This is a genomic window from Streptomyces sp. NPDC059002 (genome assembly GCF_042740435.1).
GTDB lineage: Bacteria > Actinomycetota > Actinomycetes > Streptomycetales > Streptomycetaceae > Streptomyces.
The window spans coordinates 21,971-37,152 of record NZ_JBHYJI010000046.1; the positions used below are offsets into that span (position 1 = coordinate 21,971).

Consider the following 15,182-nt stretch of genomic DNA (forward strand, 5'->3'; position numbering starts at 1 on the left):
GGCCCCGTATGGGGCGCGAGGAACTGCGCGCCAAGCCACGACGGGCCCGCAGGATCCGCACCCCGGCGGGGCCGGACCCCACTCAGTCCGTGGGCAACGGCTTCGTATCCGGAGCGACGACACTCGCCGCCGAAGCCCGCACGATCGTGATCAACCGGTCCGTCAACTGCAGCTTCCCGACGGCCGGATCGTCGTATCCAAGGACCCGGTGTCCCCGTACGACGCTGACGACCAGGTCGTCGGTCTCCCGAACTCCCAGCCCCACCTCGGCCTTTATCACCGGCCGTTCGACGAGATCGAGCCCGCTGCCCTGCTGGATCAGGTCCTCCATGACCATGCCCGCGCTGGGGCTGAGCACGGAGAGGCCGAGCAGTCGGCCCGCCGCGCTGGCGCTGGTGATCACGGCGTCGGCGCCGGACTGCCGCAGCAGCGGCGCGTTCTCCTCCTCGCGCACCGCGGCCACGATCTTCGCCCCGCGGTTCAACTGCCGTGCGGTGAGGGCGACAAGGACCGCCGTGTCGTCGCGCTGGGTCGCGATGATGATCTGGCGGGCCCGCTGCACCTCGGCGCGGAGCAGCACGTCGCTGCGCGTGGCGTCGCCGATGACGCCCGCGAAGCCCTCCGCCGTGGCCGCGTCGACGACCTTCGCGCTGGGGTCGACCACCACGATCTGATCCGGCTTCAGGCCGGTCGCGCAGACGGTCTGGATCGCGGAGCGGCCCTTCGTGCCGAAGCCGACGACGACAGTGTGTTCACGCAAGTTGGACCTCCAGCGGGACAGACGCCATTCCTCGCGCGTGCGTTCCGTGAGTACTTCGAGGGTGGTGCCGACCAGGATGATCAGGAAGAGCACGCGCAGCGGCGTGATCAGGAGGATGTTCGTGAGCCGGGCGCTGTCGCTGTACGGGACGATGTCGCCGTAGCCGGTGGTGGAGAGCGTCACCGTGGCGTAGTACGCGGCGTCGAGGAAGTCGACCTTCTCGTTCGCGTTGTCGTGGTAGCCGCCGCGGTCGATCCAGACGATGCACGTCGTCACGGCGAGCACGAAGAGTGCCATCGCGAGCCGCCGCGTGACCTGCCGCAACGGCTTGACGACCTCCCGCTGGGGGAGCTTGATCCGGTGGGTCGTGTGGTGTTCGTCGGGGTGCCGGGCGATCGCGTCGTGGCCGGGAAGTTTCACGTGAAACACACCCCGGCGTCGGCGGGCATCAGGGCCCACGGCAGATCGAGAATCTCCAACTCCTGTTCCTGGCTCGCCCCGCCGGGCGGGACGACCGCGAGTCCGTCGGCCGCCGCGATGCCGCGCAGCATCGCGGGCCCGTTGAAGTGCAGCGGCACCGCGTACTCGGAGCGCAGCGTGACGGGCACGAGGCGGGTGTCGTGCGGATGACCGTGCACATCGTCGCGTACGGGGGCGGTGTACGCCGCTGGGTTTCCGCGCCCGGAAAGCGTACGCAACAGGGGTTCCGCCAGGGTCAGCAGCCCGGAGACGGCCGCCAGCGGATTGCCGGGCAGCCCGACGAGGTGCTGGTCGGGCCGGATGCGGGCCAGCAGCATGGGGTGCCCGGGGCGCACGGCGACGCCGTCCACCAGCAGCTCGGCGCCGATGCGGCGCAGGGTGGGGTGGACGTGGTCGACCGGCCCCGACGCGGTACCGCCGGTCGTGACGATCAGATCGGCGCCGGACCCCGTGATCGCCTCGTGCAGCGCCTCGGCGTCGTCGCCCAGGCGCCTGACCCCGGTGACCTCGGCGCCGAGCGCGCGCAGCCACGGCGGCAGCATCGGGCCGAGCGCGTCCCGGATGAGGCCCTCGCGGGGGAGTCCCTCGGTCAGCAACTCGTCGCCCAGGATGAGCACTTCGGCCCGGGGGCGGCGGACCGCGGGCAGCATGTCGTACCCGGCGGCCGCGGCCAGGCCAAGCACGGCGGGCGTCACCAGGGCGCCCGGCGGCAGGAGTTGATCGCCGGAGCGGCACTCCTGGCCGCGCGGCCGGATGTCCTGACCGGGCACGACCTCGCGCCCCGCGTGCAGCCTGCCCTTGTCGTCGATGCGGCCGTGCTCGCTGCGCAGCACCGCCGTGGCGTCCTGCGGAATGCGGGCACCGGTCGCGATGCGCACCGCCTCCCCGTCGGTGAGCGGCTCCGGCCGCCCGTGCCCGGCGAGAATCCCCTCGGCCCGTACGTCCCAGGGGCCGGGCCCCGCGACGACCCAGCCGTCCATCGCGGAGGTGTCGAAGGAGGGCAGGTCGGTCAGCGCGGTGAGCGAAGCGGCCAGAGTCAGCCCGAGCGCCTCGCCGAGGGCGACCGGGGTGGGGTCGGTCCCGGGACGGGGGGCTCGCGCGGCACGGCCGCGGGCGACGGGCCAGGGGGTGGTGTCGCGGTGCTCGCGCTTGTCCTGATCGGTACCGGTGCCGGTCGGCTGTTCGCTCCGGGGGGTGGGGGCGGGCTGCGCGGCGGCGCCGAGCGGGGGTGTCGCGCGATGGGGTGACGCGTCGGGGCCCTCCCGATGGTCGTTCACCAGAGCGAGGGCCTCGTCGAGCTCGGCGTCGGGCACGGGCCGCCCGGTCATCCGGCGTCCGGTTCGGGGGCGGGCGCAGCCCCGGTGGTAGCGCCGGAACCAGCCTCGGTCGAGGCCTCGGGAGCAGCCTCGACCGGAGCACCGGAACCACTGGAGCCACCGGCACCGGCCTCCGTGGAGGCGCCGGTATCAGCCTGCGCGGAAGCGCCCCGCTTCGCGTCCTGCTGGTCCTCGTCCGCCCAGCGGAGCGCGAGCGCCGTCGCCTTGCGGGCCGCCTCTGCCACGGCTTCGGCGCCACCGGCCGCCCGCCCCTGCGCGGCGGCCTGCGCCGCCGCGTATCCCACGAGGAAGGTGGTCAGCGGCGCCGCCGGCCTGGCCACGCCGTGCGCGGCGTCGCGGGCGAGGTCGAGCAGGGTGCCGGTATCGACGTCGAGTTCGATGCCCAGCTCGTCCTTGACTGCGGAAATCCATTCATCCAACACGTGCCCATGCTCCCTGATGCGCGCCCGAGCGGCGGCGATGTCGTCCCAGGTGTCGCAGTCGAAGGCCGCGACGGGGTCGGCGACCCGGGTGAGCGTGAGCCGCGCGGTGAGCAGCCGCAGCGGAAGCCCGGTGAGCCCGCCGCCGTTCCCCTGCGCGAGTACCGCGCCCTCGCGCCGCAGCGACGCGCTCCGGTAGGCCGCGACGAGCGGCTGGTCCCGGCCGTCGGGGTCGGTGAGGACCGCCCCGTCCGCGCCGCTCCCACGCAGGGCGGCGAGGAGGCGGCGTACGGTCCGCTCCGCCAGGAACGGCAGGTCGGCGGAGACCACCACCACCCGCTCCGCCGTGGTCAGGCGCAGCCCGGCGTCGAGCGCGGCGAGCGGCCCGCCGCCCGGCGGCTCCTCGCGCGCCCACACCACGGGGCGCGCGGTGGGCCGGGGCGCGGCCACGACGACGGTGGTCCCCGCGCCGGAACAGGCCGCAAGGACCCGGTCGATCAACGCACGGCCGCCGACGCGCACCCCGGGCTTGTCCGCACCGCCGAGCCGCGCGGCACCGCCCCCGGCGAGCACGACGGCGTCGAACGGCGGCACTGCGGCGTCGTACGACGGCACGGCGGTGTCGTCCGGATGCGCCGTGTCGTCGTACGGAGGCGCGGTGGTGTCGTCCGAGCCGCCCTTGTTCGCGGTCATCCCCCGAGTATGGGCATACGGAGGATCATTGCCACCCCCGCGAAGGGCCCTTCGGGCAAGGGACTTCTGTCACTCCGGTGTCGCCCCGGGGAGGGCGGCGCGGGCCCGTCACACGGAGCGCAGCAGCACCGCAGGCTGTTCGACGCAGTCCGCCACGTACCGCAGGAAGCCGCCCGCCGTGCCGCCGTCGCACACCCGGTGGTCGAACGTCAGCGACAGCTGGACCACGTGCCGCACCGCCAACTCCCCTTGGTGCACCCAGGGCTTGGGCACGATGCGGCCCACGCCGAGCATGGCCGCCTCGGGGTGGTTGATGATCGGCGTGGATCCGTCGACCCCGAACACGCCGTAGTTGTTCAGCGTGAAGGTCCCTCCGGTGAGGTCACCGGGGGTGAGCGTGCCGGCCCGCGCCTCCTCCGTCAGCCGTATCAGCTCTCCGTTGATGGACTCGGTGGTCCGCGTCTGGGAGTGGCGTACGACGGGGACGACCAGGCCTCGGTCGGTCTGCGCGGCGAAGCCGAGGTGGATGTCGGCGAGCTGGCGCACCTCGCGCGCTTCCATGTCCACGGTGGAGTTGAGCATCGGATACCGGGACAGCGCGGCCACGGCGATGCGCGCGAACAGCGCGAGCAGGGACACCTTCTGGCCCTCGCGCGGCCCCGTCGCCCCGTTCATCGCGGCGCGGGCGGCGAGCAGTTCGGTCGCGTCGGCGTCGACCCAGCAGGTGGCCTCCGGTATCTCGCGCCTGCTGCGGGACATCTTGTCCGCGACGAGGCCCCTGATGCCGGTCAGCGGGTGCCGGGACGCGAGTCCCGCGCGCGTGGGCTCCTGGCCCGCCTCCACCTGACGGCGCGCCTGGGCCAGGCCCTCGCGGATCAGCTCGTCGTCCTCACGGACCGCCGCCTTGAGCACACGCCTGCGCGCCTCGGTCTCGGGGGCTTCGGCGTACGTGCCGATCGGGGCGGGGCCCGCACCGTGCCCGGCCAGTGTGCCCGCGGCGATGGCGCCTTCCACGTCGGTGCGCGTGATCAGACCGTCCGGTCCTGACCCCGCGAGGACGCGCAGATCCACGCCGTTCTCCCGCGCCAACTTCCGTACGAGGGGGGAGATCACCGCAATCGGGCCCTCGCCGCGCGCGGGGGGCTCCGGCGGCGCGGGCTGTACGGGCTGTGCGGGCTGTACGGGCTCCGCCGGTTGTCCGGGCAGCGTGGGCCGTACCCGCCTGCGGCGGGCCGGTGCCGCCGCCGTGCCGTACCCGACGAGGACGTTCCCCGAGGACTCCTCGGCGGCCGACTGGAGGGCACGCTCGGCGGGCTCCTCAGGGGCTCCGACGGCGACCGTCAACAGCGGGGCCCCGACGGGCAGTTCCGTGCCCTCGTCTCCGAAGCGGGCCGTCACCACGCCCCCGTAGGGACACGGCACCTCGACCATCGCCTTGGCCGTCTCGACCTCGACGACCGGCTGGTCCACCGCGACGACGTCACCGACCTCGACGAGCCAGCGGACGATCTCGGCCTCGGTCAGGCCCTCCCCGAGGTCGGGCAGTTTGAATTCGAGCACCTGGGCCATCAGCTGTCCGCCTCCCACTGAAGCCGCGCGACCGCGTCCAGGATCCGGTCGACGCCCGGCAGATGGTGCTTCTCCAGCATCGGCGGCGGATACGGGATGTCGAAGCCCGCGACCCGCAGCACCGGTGCCTCCAGGTGGTGGAAGCACCGCTCGGTGACCCGCGCGACGATCTCTCCGCCGGGACCGCCGAAGCCGCCCGACTCGTGCACGACGACGGCCCGTCCCGTCCGGCGCACGGAGGCGGCGACCGTCGCGTCGTCGAAGGGCACCAGCGAGCGCAGATCGACCACTTCGAGGTCCCAGCCCTCGGCGCGCGCCGCCTCGGCGGCTTCCAGGCAGACGGGCAGGGAAGGCCCGTACGTGATGAGCGTGGCGCTGCGTCCGGTGCGGCGCACCACCGCGCGGCCTATCGGTTCAACGGTCTCCGGAGCGTCCGGGTTCCAGCCCGCCTTGGACCAGTAGAGGCGCTTCGGTTCGAGGAAGACGACGGGGTCGTCGGAGGCGATGGAGGCGCGCAGCAGGCCGTACGCGTCGGCGACCGTCGCGGGCGTGACGACATGGAGGCCCGGGGTCGCCATGTAGTACGCCTCGGAGGAGTCGCTGTGGTGCTCGACGCCGCCGATCCCGCCGCCGTAGGGCACGCGCACGGTGATGGGCAGGGGCATCGCGCCCCGCGTGCGGTTGCGCATCCGCGCCACGTGCGAGATCAGCTGCTCGAAGGCGGGGTAGGCGAAGGCGTCGAACTGCATCTCGACGACGGGCCGCAGGCCGTACATCGCCATGCCGACCGCCGTCCCCAGGATGCCCGCCTCGGCCAGCGGGGTGTCCGTACAGCGGTCCTCGCCGAACTCCTTGGTGAGCCCGTCGGTGACCCGGAAGACCCCGCCGAGCGCGCCGACGTCCTCCCCGAGCACGTGCACGGAGGGGTCGTCGGCCATGGAGTCGCGCAGCGCGCGCCCGAGCGCCTGCGCCATGGTGGCCGGTTTGGTGGCCGGCTTTGCCGCGACCGTGGTCATCGTGCGTCCTCCTCCGCCTCTTCCGAGGCCACTTCGAGCTCGGCCCGCAACTGCGCCGCCTGCTCACGCAGTTGGGAGGTCTGCTCGGCGTACACGTGCGTGAAGAGGTCCATGGGGTCGAGCAGCGGGTCCTGGTTCATGCGCTCGCGCAGATCGGCCGCCATGGCCTCCGCGGCGTCGTCCGCCTGCCGTTTCACGTCGTCGTCCAGGAGTCCGCGCTCCGTCAACTCCCGCTCCAGGAGCAGGATCGGGTCGTGGTCGCGCCACGCCTCCACCTCGGTGTCGTGGCGGTAGCGGGTGGCGTCGTCGGCGTTCGTGTGGGCTTCCATGCGGTACGTGACCGCCTCGACGAGGGTCGGGCCGCCGCCCGCGCGTGCGCGGGACACCGCCTCGCTCAGCACCTCGTGCATCGCGACCGCGTCGTTGCCGTCGACCAGTCGGCCCGGCATGCCGTACCCCACGGCCTTGTGGGCCAGCGAAGGGGCGGCGGTCTGCTTGGCGAGCGGCACGGAGATCGCGAAGCCGTTGTTCTGCACGAGGAAGACCACGGGCGCCTGCCACACGGCCGCGAAGTTCAGCGCCTCGTGGAAGTCGCCCTCGCTGGTGCCGCCGTCGCCGACCATGGCGAGCGCGACCACGTCGTCGCCCTTGAGCCGGGCGGCGTGCGCGAGGCCCACGGCGTGCGGGAGTTGGGTCGCGAGCGGGGTGCACAGGGGGGCCGTGCGGTACTCGCGCGGGTCGTACCCGGTGTGCCAGTCGCCGCGCAGCAGCGTCAGCGCGCTGACCGGGTCGAGGCCGCGGGCGACGGCAGCGAGCGTGTCCCGGTAGCTGGGAAAGAGCCAGTCCCGCTCCTGGAGGGCGAACGCGGCGGCGATCTCGCAGGCTTCCTGCCCGGTGCTCGACGGATAGACCGCGAGCCTGCCCTGCTTCGTCAGGGCCGTCGCCTGCGTGTTGTAGCGGCGGCCGCGCACCAGCTCCGCGTACAGACGGCGCAGCAGCTCCGGATCGGCCTTCTCCGCGGCCTCGGTGCCAAGGACGCGATACGGCTCCGCGTCCGGCAGCAGCGGCGCGGGATCCGTCCTCGGCTGCCAAGCGGGGGGCGGGGTGGGCCGGTAGGCGCCCCGCTGCTCCATGACCGTCATGACGGCACCTCCTGGGGGAAGCGGTCTCCTCGTGGGAGCGGCAAACGAGGCACGGCGATGTGATGCGCCTCACCTACCGATTGTTCGGTCGTCGGCACATTTTGGCTACAGGCACCTCCAGGCTGTGGACAAACGGTTCTGCACAGCCTGGTATGGATGCAGTACGTCCATGGTAAGGAGGCGGGGGGACATGGCACCTGAACGAATGGCCGACCAGCAGGACGGCGGCCGCCCGGAGCCCCGGCCACTGGACGCCATCGACCGCGACATCCTCCAGATCCTGCACACGGACGGTCGCGCGTCGATACGCTCCGTTTCCGAACGCGTCCATGTGTCACGGGCCAACGCGTACGCGCGCATCAACCGCCTCATCGACGACGGCGTCATCCGGGGTTTCGGGGCGCGGATCAACCACGAGCGCGCAGGCCAAGGCGCGTCCGCGTACATCACGCTCAAGATCGTTCAGAACACCTGGCGTACGGTGCGCGAGCATCTGCGCGCACTTCCCGGTGCGTCCCACATCGCGCTGGTCAGCGGCGACTTCGACGTACTGCTCCTGGTGCACACGCCGGACAACCGCGCGCTGCGCGAACTGGTGCTGACCCGGCTGCAGTCCATCCCCGAAGTACTCAGCACGCGTACGTTGCTGGTCTTCGAGGAGGACGACCTGGATCCGGATCCCTGATCCCGCCCGGGCCGCGCGGGCGGCGCGGGCGGCGCGGGCGGCGCGCTCAGCGCTCGGTGCGCAGCCCCGCGAAGGCCAACTGCACGACCGCGTCGGCGATCTGCTCGCCGTTGGCGGCGCCGCGGCTCTCCGGGCGGTACCACTCCACGATGGAGTTGATCATCCCGAAGAGCAGCCGGGTGGCCAGGCGCAGATCGGCGTCGGAGCGCAGATCGCCGTCCGCGACCGCCTCCTTGAGCAGATCGGCCACCTGCTGGTCGAACTCCCTGCGCCGCTCCATGGCCCACCGCTCGGTGTCCGTGTTGCCGCGCACACGCAGCAGCAGCGTCACATAGGGCAGTTCGGCGACCAGGACTTCCACGGTGCGGCGCGTGACGTACTCCAGGCGCTCGACCGCGGTGCCCACGCGCGCGTGCTCCTCGGCGAGGATCCCGAAGAGGCCGTCGAGGGCCCGGCTCACCGCGCGGCGCAGCAGCTCCTCCTTGCCCGCCACGTGGTGGTAGATCGAGGACTTGGAGATGCCGGCCGCCTTGGAGAGGTGCTCCATGGACGTGCCGTCGTAGCCACGCTCGTTGAAGACCCGGACGGCCACGCTCAGGAGCGTCTCCGGGGTGTAGGTGTCCCGGCGGGCGGTGGTCATGAGTATTCCTCTCGCACGGCCTGGCGCCGCAGTGCCTGGGACGGCCCGTAGCGCCCGGTGGGGTACTCCTCGCTCAGCTGGTCGAGCGCCTCTGCCACCCGGTACGCGGTGAGCGCGCGGCCCCATGCGACGGGTCCCTGCGGGTAGTTGACGCCGAGCCGCATCGCGGTGTCGATGTCGTCCGCCGCCGCGACCCCGCGGCCCACGGCGTCGAGGGCGAAGTCGACGAGCATCCACACCGTGCGGGCCACGATCATCCCCGGGGCGTGGCCGATGACGCTGACCTTCTTGCCGAGCGCCTGGAAGAGGCCGACCGCCTCCTGGAGCGCCTGCTCGCTCACCCTGCCCGAGGGGGAGAGGGCGATCCGGGTCGCCGCCCGGTAGTCGAGGGCGAGGTCGAAGTGGATCGTGGGCTCCGCGGCCGCGTCGGGGGCCGAACCGTCCGCAAGGGCGAGCCGTACTCCGCTGGGCAGCTCGATGAAGCCCGGGTAGCTGGGGACGCCCTTGCCGCGTCCGACCCGGATGCCCGCCCCTTCCATGAGGCCGGTCAGGGCGTCCGCGGGGAAGAGGTCACCGTGCACGGCGACGGCCTCCGGGGCCTTCGCGGGCGCCGCGGTGTGCGGTTCCGCGCGCGGGGCGTCCTCCCCGTACGCGAACCAGCCCTGCCCCGACTTGCGCCCGAGACGGCGCGACTCGACGAGGCGGCGCTGGGCGAGCGACGGCGTGAACTTGGGGTCCTGGAAGAACGACTCCCACACGGAGCGCGTGACGGCCTCGTTGACGTCCTGGCCGATGAGGTCGGTCAGTTCGAAGGGGCCCATCTTGAAGCCGCCGCACTCGCGCAGGACGGCGTCGATGGTGGCGGGGTCCGCGACCCGCTCCTCGTACGCGCGCAGTGCCTCGGCGTAGAAGGGCCTGGCGATGCGGTTGACGATGAAGCCGGGGGTGTCCGCGCAGCGCACCGGCGTCTTGCCCCAGCCCTTCGCCGTCTCGTACGCGCGCGTGGCCGCCGTCTCGTCCGTCGCGAAGCCGCTGACGACCTCGACGAGGGGGAGCAGCGGCGCCGGGTTGAAGAAGTGCAGGCCGACGAAGCGGCCGGGGTTCCTGAGCGCGCCCGCGATGGCGGTCACGGAGAGGGAGGAGGTGTTGGTCGCCAGCAGACAGTCCTCGGCGACGATGTCCTCGAGGTCCTGGAACAGCCGCTGTTTGACGTCCAGTTGCTCCAGGACGGCCTCGACGACGAGTCCGCAGTCGGCGAGCTCCTCAAGGCTCTCGGCGGGGGCGAGCCTGGCGCCCGCCGCCGCGCGGTCGTCGGCGGTGAGCCTGCCCTTCTCGACCAGCCGGTCCAGGCGGGCCCCGATCGCGTCGGCCGCCGCCCTCGCACGGTCGGGCGCCGCGTCGTAGAGCCGCACGGGGTGGCCCGCAACCAGGGCGACCTGGGCGATGCCCTGTCCCATGGTGCCGGTTCCGACCACGGCAACGGCGCTGCTGAGCTCGAGTGCTGTCATGCTCGCGATCCTCCCGTACGGCCCGTCGGCCGCAGGGTTCGGGGGTGTCCGTGGAGAAGTTGTCCACAGGTTCCGCAGACCCTCTTGTCCCGACCGATCGTTCGGTTACTCTAGCTCTGTCAGCCAGTCCCTGCCCACTGTTCCTGCCCAGCTCATCAGCTCGACGATGAGCTGACCGACGAGGAGTTGGTCCTGTCATGGCCGCCGAACTCACCGCGCACCAGCTGATCGCCAAGCACCGGCCCACCCTCGACCAGGCGCTGGAGACCATCCGCACGCGCGCGTACTGGTCGCCCCACCCCGAACACCCCAAGGCGTACGGCGAGGACGGCAGCCTGAGCCTGCCCGAGGGCAAGGCCGCCTTCGACGCCCTCCTGGGTACCCGCCTCGACCTCGACCAGCCCGGCACGGACGACTGGGTGGGCGGCGAAGTGTCGCCGTTCGGCCCGGAGTTGGGGATCACCTACCCCCACCCGGACATCGACACCCTGCTCCCCGCGATGCGGGCCGGCATGCGCGCCTGGCGCGACGCGGGCGCGGAAGTGCGCGCGATGGTCAGCCTGGAGATCCTGTCGCGGATCAGCGCCCGCACGCACGAGTTCGCGCACGCGGTCATGCACACCAGCGGCCAGGCCTTCATGATGGCGTTCCAGGCGGGCGGCCCGCACGCCCAGGACCGCGGCCTCGAAGCCATCGCGTACGCGTACGTCGAGCAGGCCCGCACCCCCGACGCCGCCGAGTGGACCAAACCCCAGGGCAAGCGTGACCCCCTCGCGCTCAACAAGCGGTTCACGCCCGTGGCGCGCGGCATCTCGCTCCTGATCGGCTGCAACACCTTCCCGACGTGGAACGGCTACCCGGGCCTTTTCGCCTCGCTCGCCACCGGCAACCCCGTCCTGGTCAAGCCCCACCCGCGCGCGGTGCTGCCCCTGGCACTCACCGTGCAGGTCGCCCGCCAGGCCCTCGCCGACGCGGGCTTCGACCCGAACCTCGTCTGCCTGGCCGCCGAGCGGCCCGGTGAGGGCATCGCCAAGACCCTCGCCGTGCGCCCCGAGATCAAGCTGATCGACTACACCGGCTCCACGGCCTTCGGCGACTGGCTGGAGACCAACGCCCGCCAGGCGCAGGTCTACACGGAAAAGGCCGGGGTCAACACGGTCGTCGTCGAGTCGACGGACAACTACAAGGGGATGCTGTCGAACCTGGCCTTCTCCCTGTCGCTGTACAGCGGCCAGATGTGCACCACCCCGCAGAACCTCCTGATCCCCCGCGACGGCATCACCACGGACGCGGGCCCCAAGTCGTACGACGACGTGGTCTCCGACCTCGCGGCCTCGGTGAGCGGTCTGCTCGGCGACGACGCCCGGGCGAACGGCATCCTCGGCGCGCTGGTCAACCCGGACGTGAAGACCCGCCTGGAAGCGGCCGCCGGACTCGGTGAAGTCGCCCTCGCCTCACGGGAGATCGCCAACCCCGAGTTCCCGGACGCGGTGGTCCGCACCCCGGTGATCGTCAAGCTGGACGGCGCGAAGCCGGACGCCGAGGCGGCCTATCTGAGCGAGTGCTTCGGACCGGTCTCCTTCGCGGTCGCCGTCGACTCGGCGGCGGACGCCGTGGAGCTGCTGCGCCGCACGGTGCGGGACAAGGGCGCAATGACCGTAGGGGCGTACACGACATCGCAGGAAGTCTCCGCTGCCGTGGAGGAGACCTGCCTCGAGGAGTGCGCCCAGCTGTCCCTGAACCTCACGGGCGGCGTCTATGTGAACCAGACCGCGGCGTTCTCGGACTTCCACGGCTCGGGCGGCAACCCCGCGGCGAACGCGGCGCTCTGCGACGGCGCGTTCGTGGCCAACCGCTTCCGTGTGGTGGAGATCCGCAAGGACGCCTGACGCGCGGCGGGTTCAGGCCTCCGGACCCGGGGGCCTGCCCGCCGACCAGTGGAAGAGCGTCATGCCGACGCTCGTCGCCAGGTTGTAGCTGGAGACCTGCGGACGCATCGGCAGGGACACCAAGTGATCGGCGCGGTCCCGCAGTTCGGCCGAGAGGCCGCTGCGCTCGGAGCCGAAGGCGAGGACGGCGTCGTCCGGGAGCTTCAGCCCCCGGATGTCCTCGCCCTCCGCGTCGAGCGCGAACACGGGGCCTTGGGGCAGCTCGGCCAGGTCCACACGCTCCACGGCCGTCGCGAAGTGCAGACCGGCCCCACCGCGTACGACGGTGGGGTGCCAGGGGTCGAGCGTGCCGGTCGTGACGACCCCGGTCGCCCCGAACCCCGCGGCGAGCCGGATCACCGCACCGGCGTTCCCCAGATTGCGGGGATCGTCGAGCACGACGACCGGCGCGGTCCTCGGCGTACGCGCGAGCGCCGCGAGGTTGGCGGCGCGCGAGGGACGTACGGCGAGAGCGGCGACCGCCGTCGGGTGCAGACGCGGCACGAGGGCGCGCAACCGCTCGTCGGGGACCTGCACGAGCAGTGCGTCGAGCGCGTCCCGCACGTCCGGGGCGAGGTCGTCGGCGAGGGCGAGCACGGCGGACCGGTCGCTGGTCAGCGCCACGGGCACCCGCGCCGCGAAGCGCAGCGCGTGCTTGATCGCATGAAAGCCGTCGAGCAGCACGGAGGCCTCGGCGAGCCCGCGCCAGACGCGCACGGCGTCGTCGGGATCCGCCGCTTCCGTCCTGTTCATGGAGTGAAGCCTACGCGCGCGTGCTCGGTGGGCTCCTTGTCCCGCTCCTCGTCCAGGGCACGCTGCTCCGGCACGGCGCCCCCGCGGGCAAGCCGGTCGAGCGGCACCCGCGCCAGCAGCCCGGCACGCGCGCGTGCCGCCCATCAGCCCATGCGGCGCAGGAACGACGTCGGCAGGAACACCGCGTCGGCCGTGATCATCGCGAGCGAGAAGAACGGCAGACCGAGGACGACCGCGATCACGGCGTGCTCGAACATCATGGCCGCGAGCAGCACGTTTTTGACGCGGCGGTTGACGAGCGTGAAGGGGAAGGCCACCTGCACGGCGACCGTCCCATAGGTCACCAGCATCAGCATGGTGCCGTTGGAGGACAGCACTTCGGAGAGCGCGGGCCACGGGGAGAAGTAGTCGAGGTTCAGCGGGTAGTAGACGGCCGTGCCGTCCTGCCAGCGACTCCCCTGGATCTTGTACCAGCCGGCGGTCGCGTAGATCAGGCACGCCTCGACCATGATCACGAGCAGGGCCGCGTTGTGGGCGAGATGGGCGACGACGTCGAAGAGCTTGCGCAGCTGCCCCTGGGGCGAGCGCCGTCCGACGGCCCACCACAGGCCGTGCACCAGCAACAGTGCCCAGAAGAACAGCAGCCAGCCGCCGGCCTCCCCGATGAACGTCACGGCGGACAGGCCGAGCGCGAGGACCCACCACAGGACGGGCCCCACCCGGTCGACCGGCACAAGGGGGCCACGGCCGTCGACGCCTGCCGCCCCGTCGGCACCCGCCATCCCGTCGGCATGCTCCCCACCCGCCACGCGCGCGCGTGCCGCACGCCGCGCGTCCAGGGACCAGACCTGACCGCATCGGGTGAACACCAAGTAGGTCGCCATCAGATGGATGACGTTGTCGCCGCCGTCGCCGATGAAGATGCTGCGGTTCTGCAGCGAAAGGACGCCGATCATGAAGAGCACGGACATCGCGCGCGTGCGCCAGCCGAGCAGCAGCAGGGCACTGCTCACCATGGCCAGCAGATAGACGGCCTCGAACCAGAGCCGCCCGTCCGACCACATCAGCGCCGTGAAGGCGCCGTTGCTCGCGATGAGCTGCTGGGCCATGTCCCAGTTCCAGGGACCGTCCGGGCCGTACAGCTCATGACGATGGGGGAGTTCACGCAGCAGGAAGAGAAGCCAGGTCGCGGAGAAGCCGATGCGGATCACCGCGGTCTGGTACGGACCGAGGGCGAATCCGGTGACCTTGGTGAGCCCGCGCGCCAGCGGGCGTTCGAAGCGGCTCATCGGTCACTCCCCTTCGCGACCGGGTCCGAGCCGGTGTCGTTCCCGACTCCGGCGCCGTCCCCGAGAGGCATGTCCTCGGACGTCACCGTCCACCAGGGAAGCACCCGGTACACCGGCTTGGTGGCCACCGTCTCCTCGCTCCACTTCGGCGGCCGTACGTTCGTGGTCTTGGAACGCACCTGCACGCGCGCGATGCGGTCGCCCTTCCCGCCGGGATCCTCCCGGTCGAGCCGCATCAGCGCGAGGCGGCGGACGTAGCGGTCGGAGAGCTGGCCCCGCAGCCCGACGGGACGATTCTGCGCGTCGTGCGATCCCACATAGAAGTCCCAGGCGCGGCGCAGCTCGTTCTGCTGCGTGTGGCTGGGGAGCAGGCTGCCGTCGATGGCGGCGCCGTCACGCGCCGACAGGTCGTACCACTCGGTGGTCCGCACCCCCCCGCCCGCCGTACGCAGCTCGGCACGGGCCTGCACCGCGACGTTCTGCTGCAGCGGATTGGGTGCGAAGAGCTTCCAGTTCTGCTCGAACTCGGGGTAGATCCAGTCGTCGACCACGTCGCCGTGCTGCTTGGTCACGGTGTTCGACGGGGCGACGTGGAGGAAGAGCATCCCTATGTGGACGCAGGCGGCCACGGCGATCAGGGCCAGCGCGATCGCGGCGGCGATCTGATGGCCGAGCGAGAGACCGGCGATGCCTGCGCGGGGTTCGGGGGTGGGGGTGGGGGTGGTGGAGGGCTGCGGGGGGATGTCGGCGGGGCCCGCCGTCTCAGGCACCTCACCCGCCTCGGCACCCTCATCCGCCCCACCCGGCGGCCCGGCGCGCTCGTCCGGTTCTGAGGACCCGGCGGGCTCGTCGGGGCCGGGGGGCTTGCCGGGGCCGACAGGCCTGCGGGGGCCGGCGGACTTGCCAGGGCCGGCGGGCTTGCCGCCGGAACCCTTGTCGTACCCGTCCATTCCGCCCCGATCC

Annotated in this window: 12 protein-coding genes and 1 pseudogene; 2 read left to right on the forward strand and 11 right to left on the reverse strand. The window is 72.3% G+C overall.

Translation table 11 applies throughout. From position 1 onward, the window contains the following. Nucleotides 1-82: 82 nt before the first annotated feature. The 6 genes from ACFWZ2_RS31500 to pdhA form a co-directional block, all read right to left on the reverse strand. Nucleotides 83-1,189, reverse strand: coding sequence for a potassium channel family protein (locus ACFWZ2_RS31500; protein WP_384551433.1), 1,107 nt, complete (start codon nt 1,187-1,189; stop codon nt 83-85). Further along, the gene (locus ACFWZ2_RS31505; RefSeq protein ID WP_384551435.1) at nt 1,177-2,568 is read right to left on the reverse strand and encodes a molybdopterin molybdotransferase MoeA; all 1,392 of its coding nucleotides are present in this window, start codon (nt 2,566-2,568) and stop codon (nt 1,177-1,179) included. Before ACFWZ2_RS31505 ends, ACFWZ2_RS31500 begins: the two co-directional genes overlap by 13 nt. Next, the gene (locus ACFWZ2_RS31510) at nt 2,565-3,689 is read right to left on the reverse strand and encodes an NTP transferase domain-containing protein (RefSeq protein ID WP_384551437.1); all 1,125 of its coding nucleotides are present in this window, start codon (nt 3,687-3,689) and stop codon (nt 2,565-2,567) included. Before ACFWZ2_RS31510 ends, ACFWZ2_RS31505 begins: the two co-directional genes overlap by 4 nt. A 108-nt stretch (nt 3,690-3,797) precedes the next feature. Continuing rightward, nucleotides 3,798-5,258 (reverse strand): dihydrolipoamide acetyltransferase family protein, encoded by a 1,461-nt coding sequence (locus tag ACFWZ2_RS31515; protein WP_384551439.1) that lies wholly within the window; start codon nt 5,256-5,258, stop codon nt 3,798-3,800. Continuing rightward, on the reverse strand, nt 5,258-6,274 hold the full coding sequence (locus tag ACFWZ2_RS31520; RefSeq protein ID WP_384551440.1) for an alpha-ketoacid dehydrogenase subunit beta: 1,017 nt from the start codon (nt 6,272-6,274) through the stop codon (nt 5,258-5,260). The genes ACFWZ2_RS31515 and ACFWZ2_RS31520 overlap by 1 nt, the downstream gene beginning before the upstream one ends. Next, complete coding sequence (pdhA, locus tag ACFWZ2_RS31525) at nt 6,271-7,416, reverse strand: pyruvate dehydrogenase (acetyl-transferring) E1 component subunit alpha (RefSeq protein WP_384551442.1); 1,146 nt, start codon at nt 7,414-7,416, stop codon at nt 6,271-6,273. The genes ACFWZ2_RS31520 and pdhA overlap by 4 nt, the downstream gene beginning before the upstream one ends. Nucleotides 7,417-7,606: 190 nt before the next feature. Between pdhA and ACFWZ2_RS31530 the strand changes: the two genes are divergently transcribed. After that, nucleotides 7,607-8,101 (forward strand): Lrp/AsnC family transcriptional regulator, encoded by a 495-nt coding sequence (locus ACFWZ2_RS31530; protein WP_384551444.1) that lies wholly within the window; start codon nt 7,607-7,609, stop codon nt 8,099-8,101. 46 nt (nt 8,102-8,147) lie between these two features. Here ACFWZ2_RS31530 and ACFWZ2_RS31535 read toward each other — a convergent pair whose 3' ends face one another. Together ACFWZ2_RS31535 and ACFWZ2_RS31540 are read right to left on the reverse strand one after the other, a co-directional pair. Beyond that, nucleotides 8,148-8,741, reverse strand: coding sequence for a TetR/AcrR family transcriptional regulator (locus ACFWZ2_RS31535; protein WP_384551446.1), 594 nt, complete (start codon nt 8,739-8,741; stop codon nt 8,148-8,150). Further along, on the reverse strand, nt 8,738-10,249 hold the full coding sequence (locus ACFWZ2_RS31540; protein WP_384551447.1) for a 3-hydroxyacyl-CoA dehydrogenase: 1,512 nt from the start codon (nt 10,247-10,249) through the stop codon (nt 8,738-8,740). Before ACFWZ2_RS31540 ends, ACFWZ2_RS31535 begins: the two co-directional genes overlap by 4 nt. Before the next feature lie 197 nt (nt 10,250-10,446). Between ACFWZ2_RS31540 and paaN the strand changes: the two genes are divergently transcribed. Next, on the forward strand, nt 10,447-12,138 hold the full coding sequence (paaN, locus tag ACFWZ2_RS31545; protein ID WP_384551449.1) for a phenylacetic acid degradation protein PaaN: 1,692 nt from the start codon (nt 10,447-10,449) through the stop codon (nt 12,136-12,138). A 12-nt stretch (nt 12,139-12,150) separates the two neighbouring features. On the opposite strand, the gene ACFWZ2_RS31550 is transcribed toward paaN, so the two are convergent. The 3 genes and pseudogenes from ACFWZ2_RS31550 to ACFWZ2_RS31560 form a co-directional block, all read right to left on the reverse strand. After that, nucleotides 12,151-12,930, reverse strand: a complete 780-nt coding sequence (locus ACFWZ2_RS31550) for a TrmH family RNA methyltransferase (protein ID WP_384551451.1) — start codon at nt 12,928-12,930, stop codon at nt 12,151-12,153. Next, nucleotides 12,927-14,219: pseudogene (locus ACFWZ2_RS31555) on the reverse strand (HTTM domain-containing protein). The gene ACFWZ2_RS31550 and the pseudogene ACFWZ2_RS31555 overlap by 4 nt, the downstream one beginning before the upstream one ends. After that, nucleotides 14,216-15,169: a DUF5819 family protein gene (locus ACFWZ2_RS31560; RefSeq protein ID WP_384551453.1), complete on the reverse strand. Its 954-nt coding sequence runs from the start codon at nt 15,167-15,169 to the stop codon at nt 14,216-14,218. The pseudogene ACFWZ2_RS31555 and the gene ACFWZ2_RS31560 overlap by 4 nt, the downstream one beginning before the upstream one ends. Nucleotides 15,170-15,182 lie beyond the last annotated feature (13 nt).

Coding starts and splice junctions, on each gene's coding strand:
- paaN (WP_384551449.1), top strand. CDS start 10,447: ATGGCCGCCGAACTCACCGCGCACCAGCTGATCGCCAAGCACCGGCCC.
- ACFWZ2_RS31535 (WP_384551446.1), bottom strand. CDS start 8,741: ATGACCACCGCCCGCCGGGACACCTACACCCCGGAGACGCTCCTGAGC.
- ACFWZ2_RS31520 (WP_384551440.1), bottom strand. CDS start 6,274: ATGACCACGGTCGCGGCAAAGCCGGCCACCAAACCGGCCACCATGGCG.
- ACFWZ2_RS31510 (WP_384551437.1), bottom strand. CDS start 3,689: ATGACCGCGAACAAGGGCGGCTCGGACGACACCACCGCGCCTCCGTAC.
- ACFWZ2_RS31515 (WP_384551439.1), bottom strand. CDS start 5,258: ATGGCCCAGGTGCTCGAATTCAAACTGCCCGACCTCGGGGAGGGCCTG.
- ACFWZ2_RS31540 (WP_384551447.1), bottom strand. CDS start 10,249: ATGACAGCACTCGAGCTCAGCAGCGCCGTTGCCGTGGTCGGAACCGGC.
- ACFWZ2_RS31530 (WP_384551444.1), top strand. CDS start 7,607: ATGGCACCTGAACGAATGGCCGACCAGCAGGACGGCGGCCGCCCGGAG.
- ACFWZ2_RS31550 (WP_384551451.1), bottom strand. CDS start 12,930: ATGAACAGGACGGAAGCGGCGGATCCCGACGACGCCGTGCGCGTCTGG.
- ACFWZ2_RS31505 (WP_384551435.1), bottom strand. CDS start 2,568: ATGACCGGGCGGCCCGTGCCCGACGCCGAGCTCGACGAGGCCCTCGCT.
- ACFWZ2_RS31560 (WP_384551453.1), bottom strand. CDS start 15,169: ATGGACGGGTACGACAAGGGTTCCGGCGGCAAGCCCGCCGGCCCTGGC.
- pdhA (WP_384551442.1), bottom strand. CDS start 7,416: ATGACGGTCATGGAGCAGCGGGGCGCCTACCGGCCCACCCCGCCCCCC.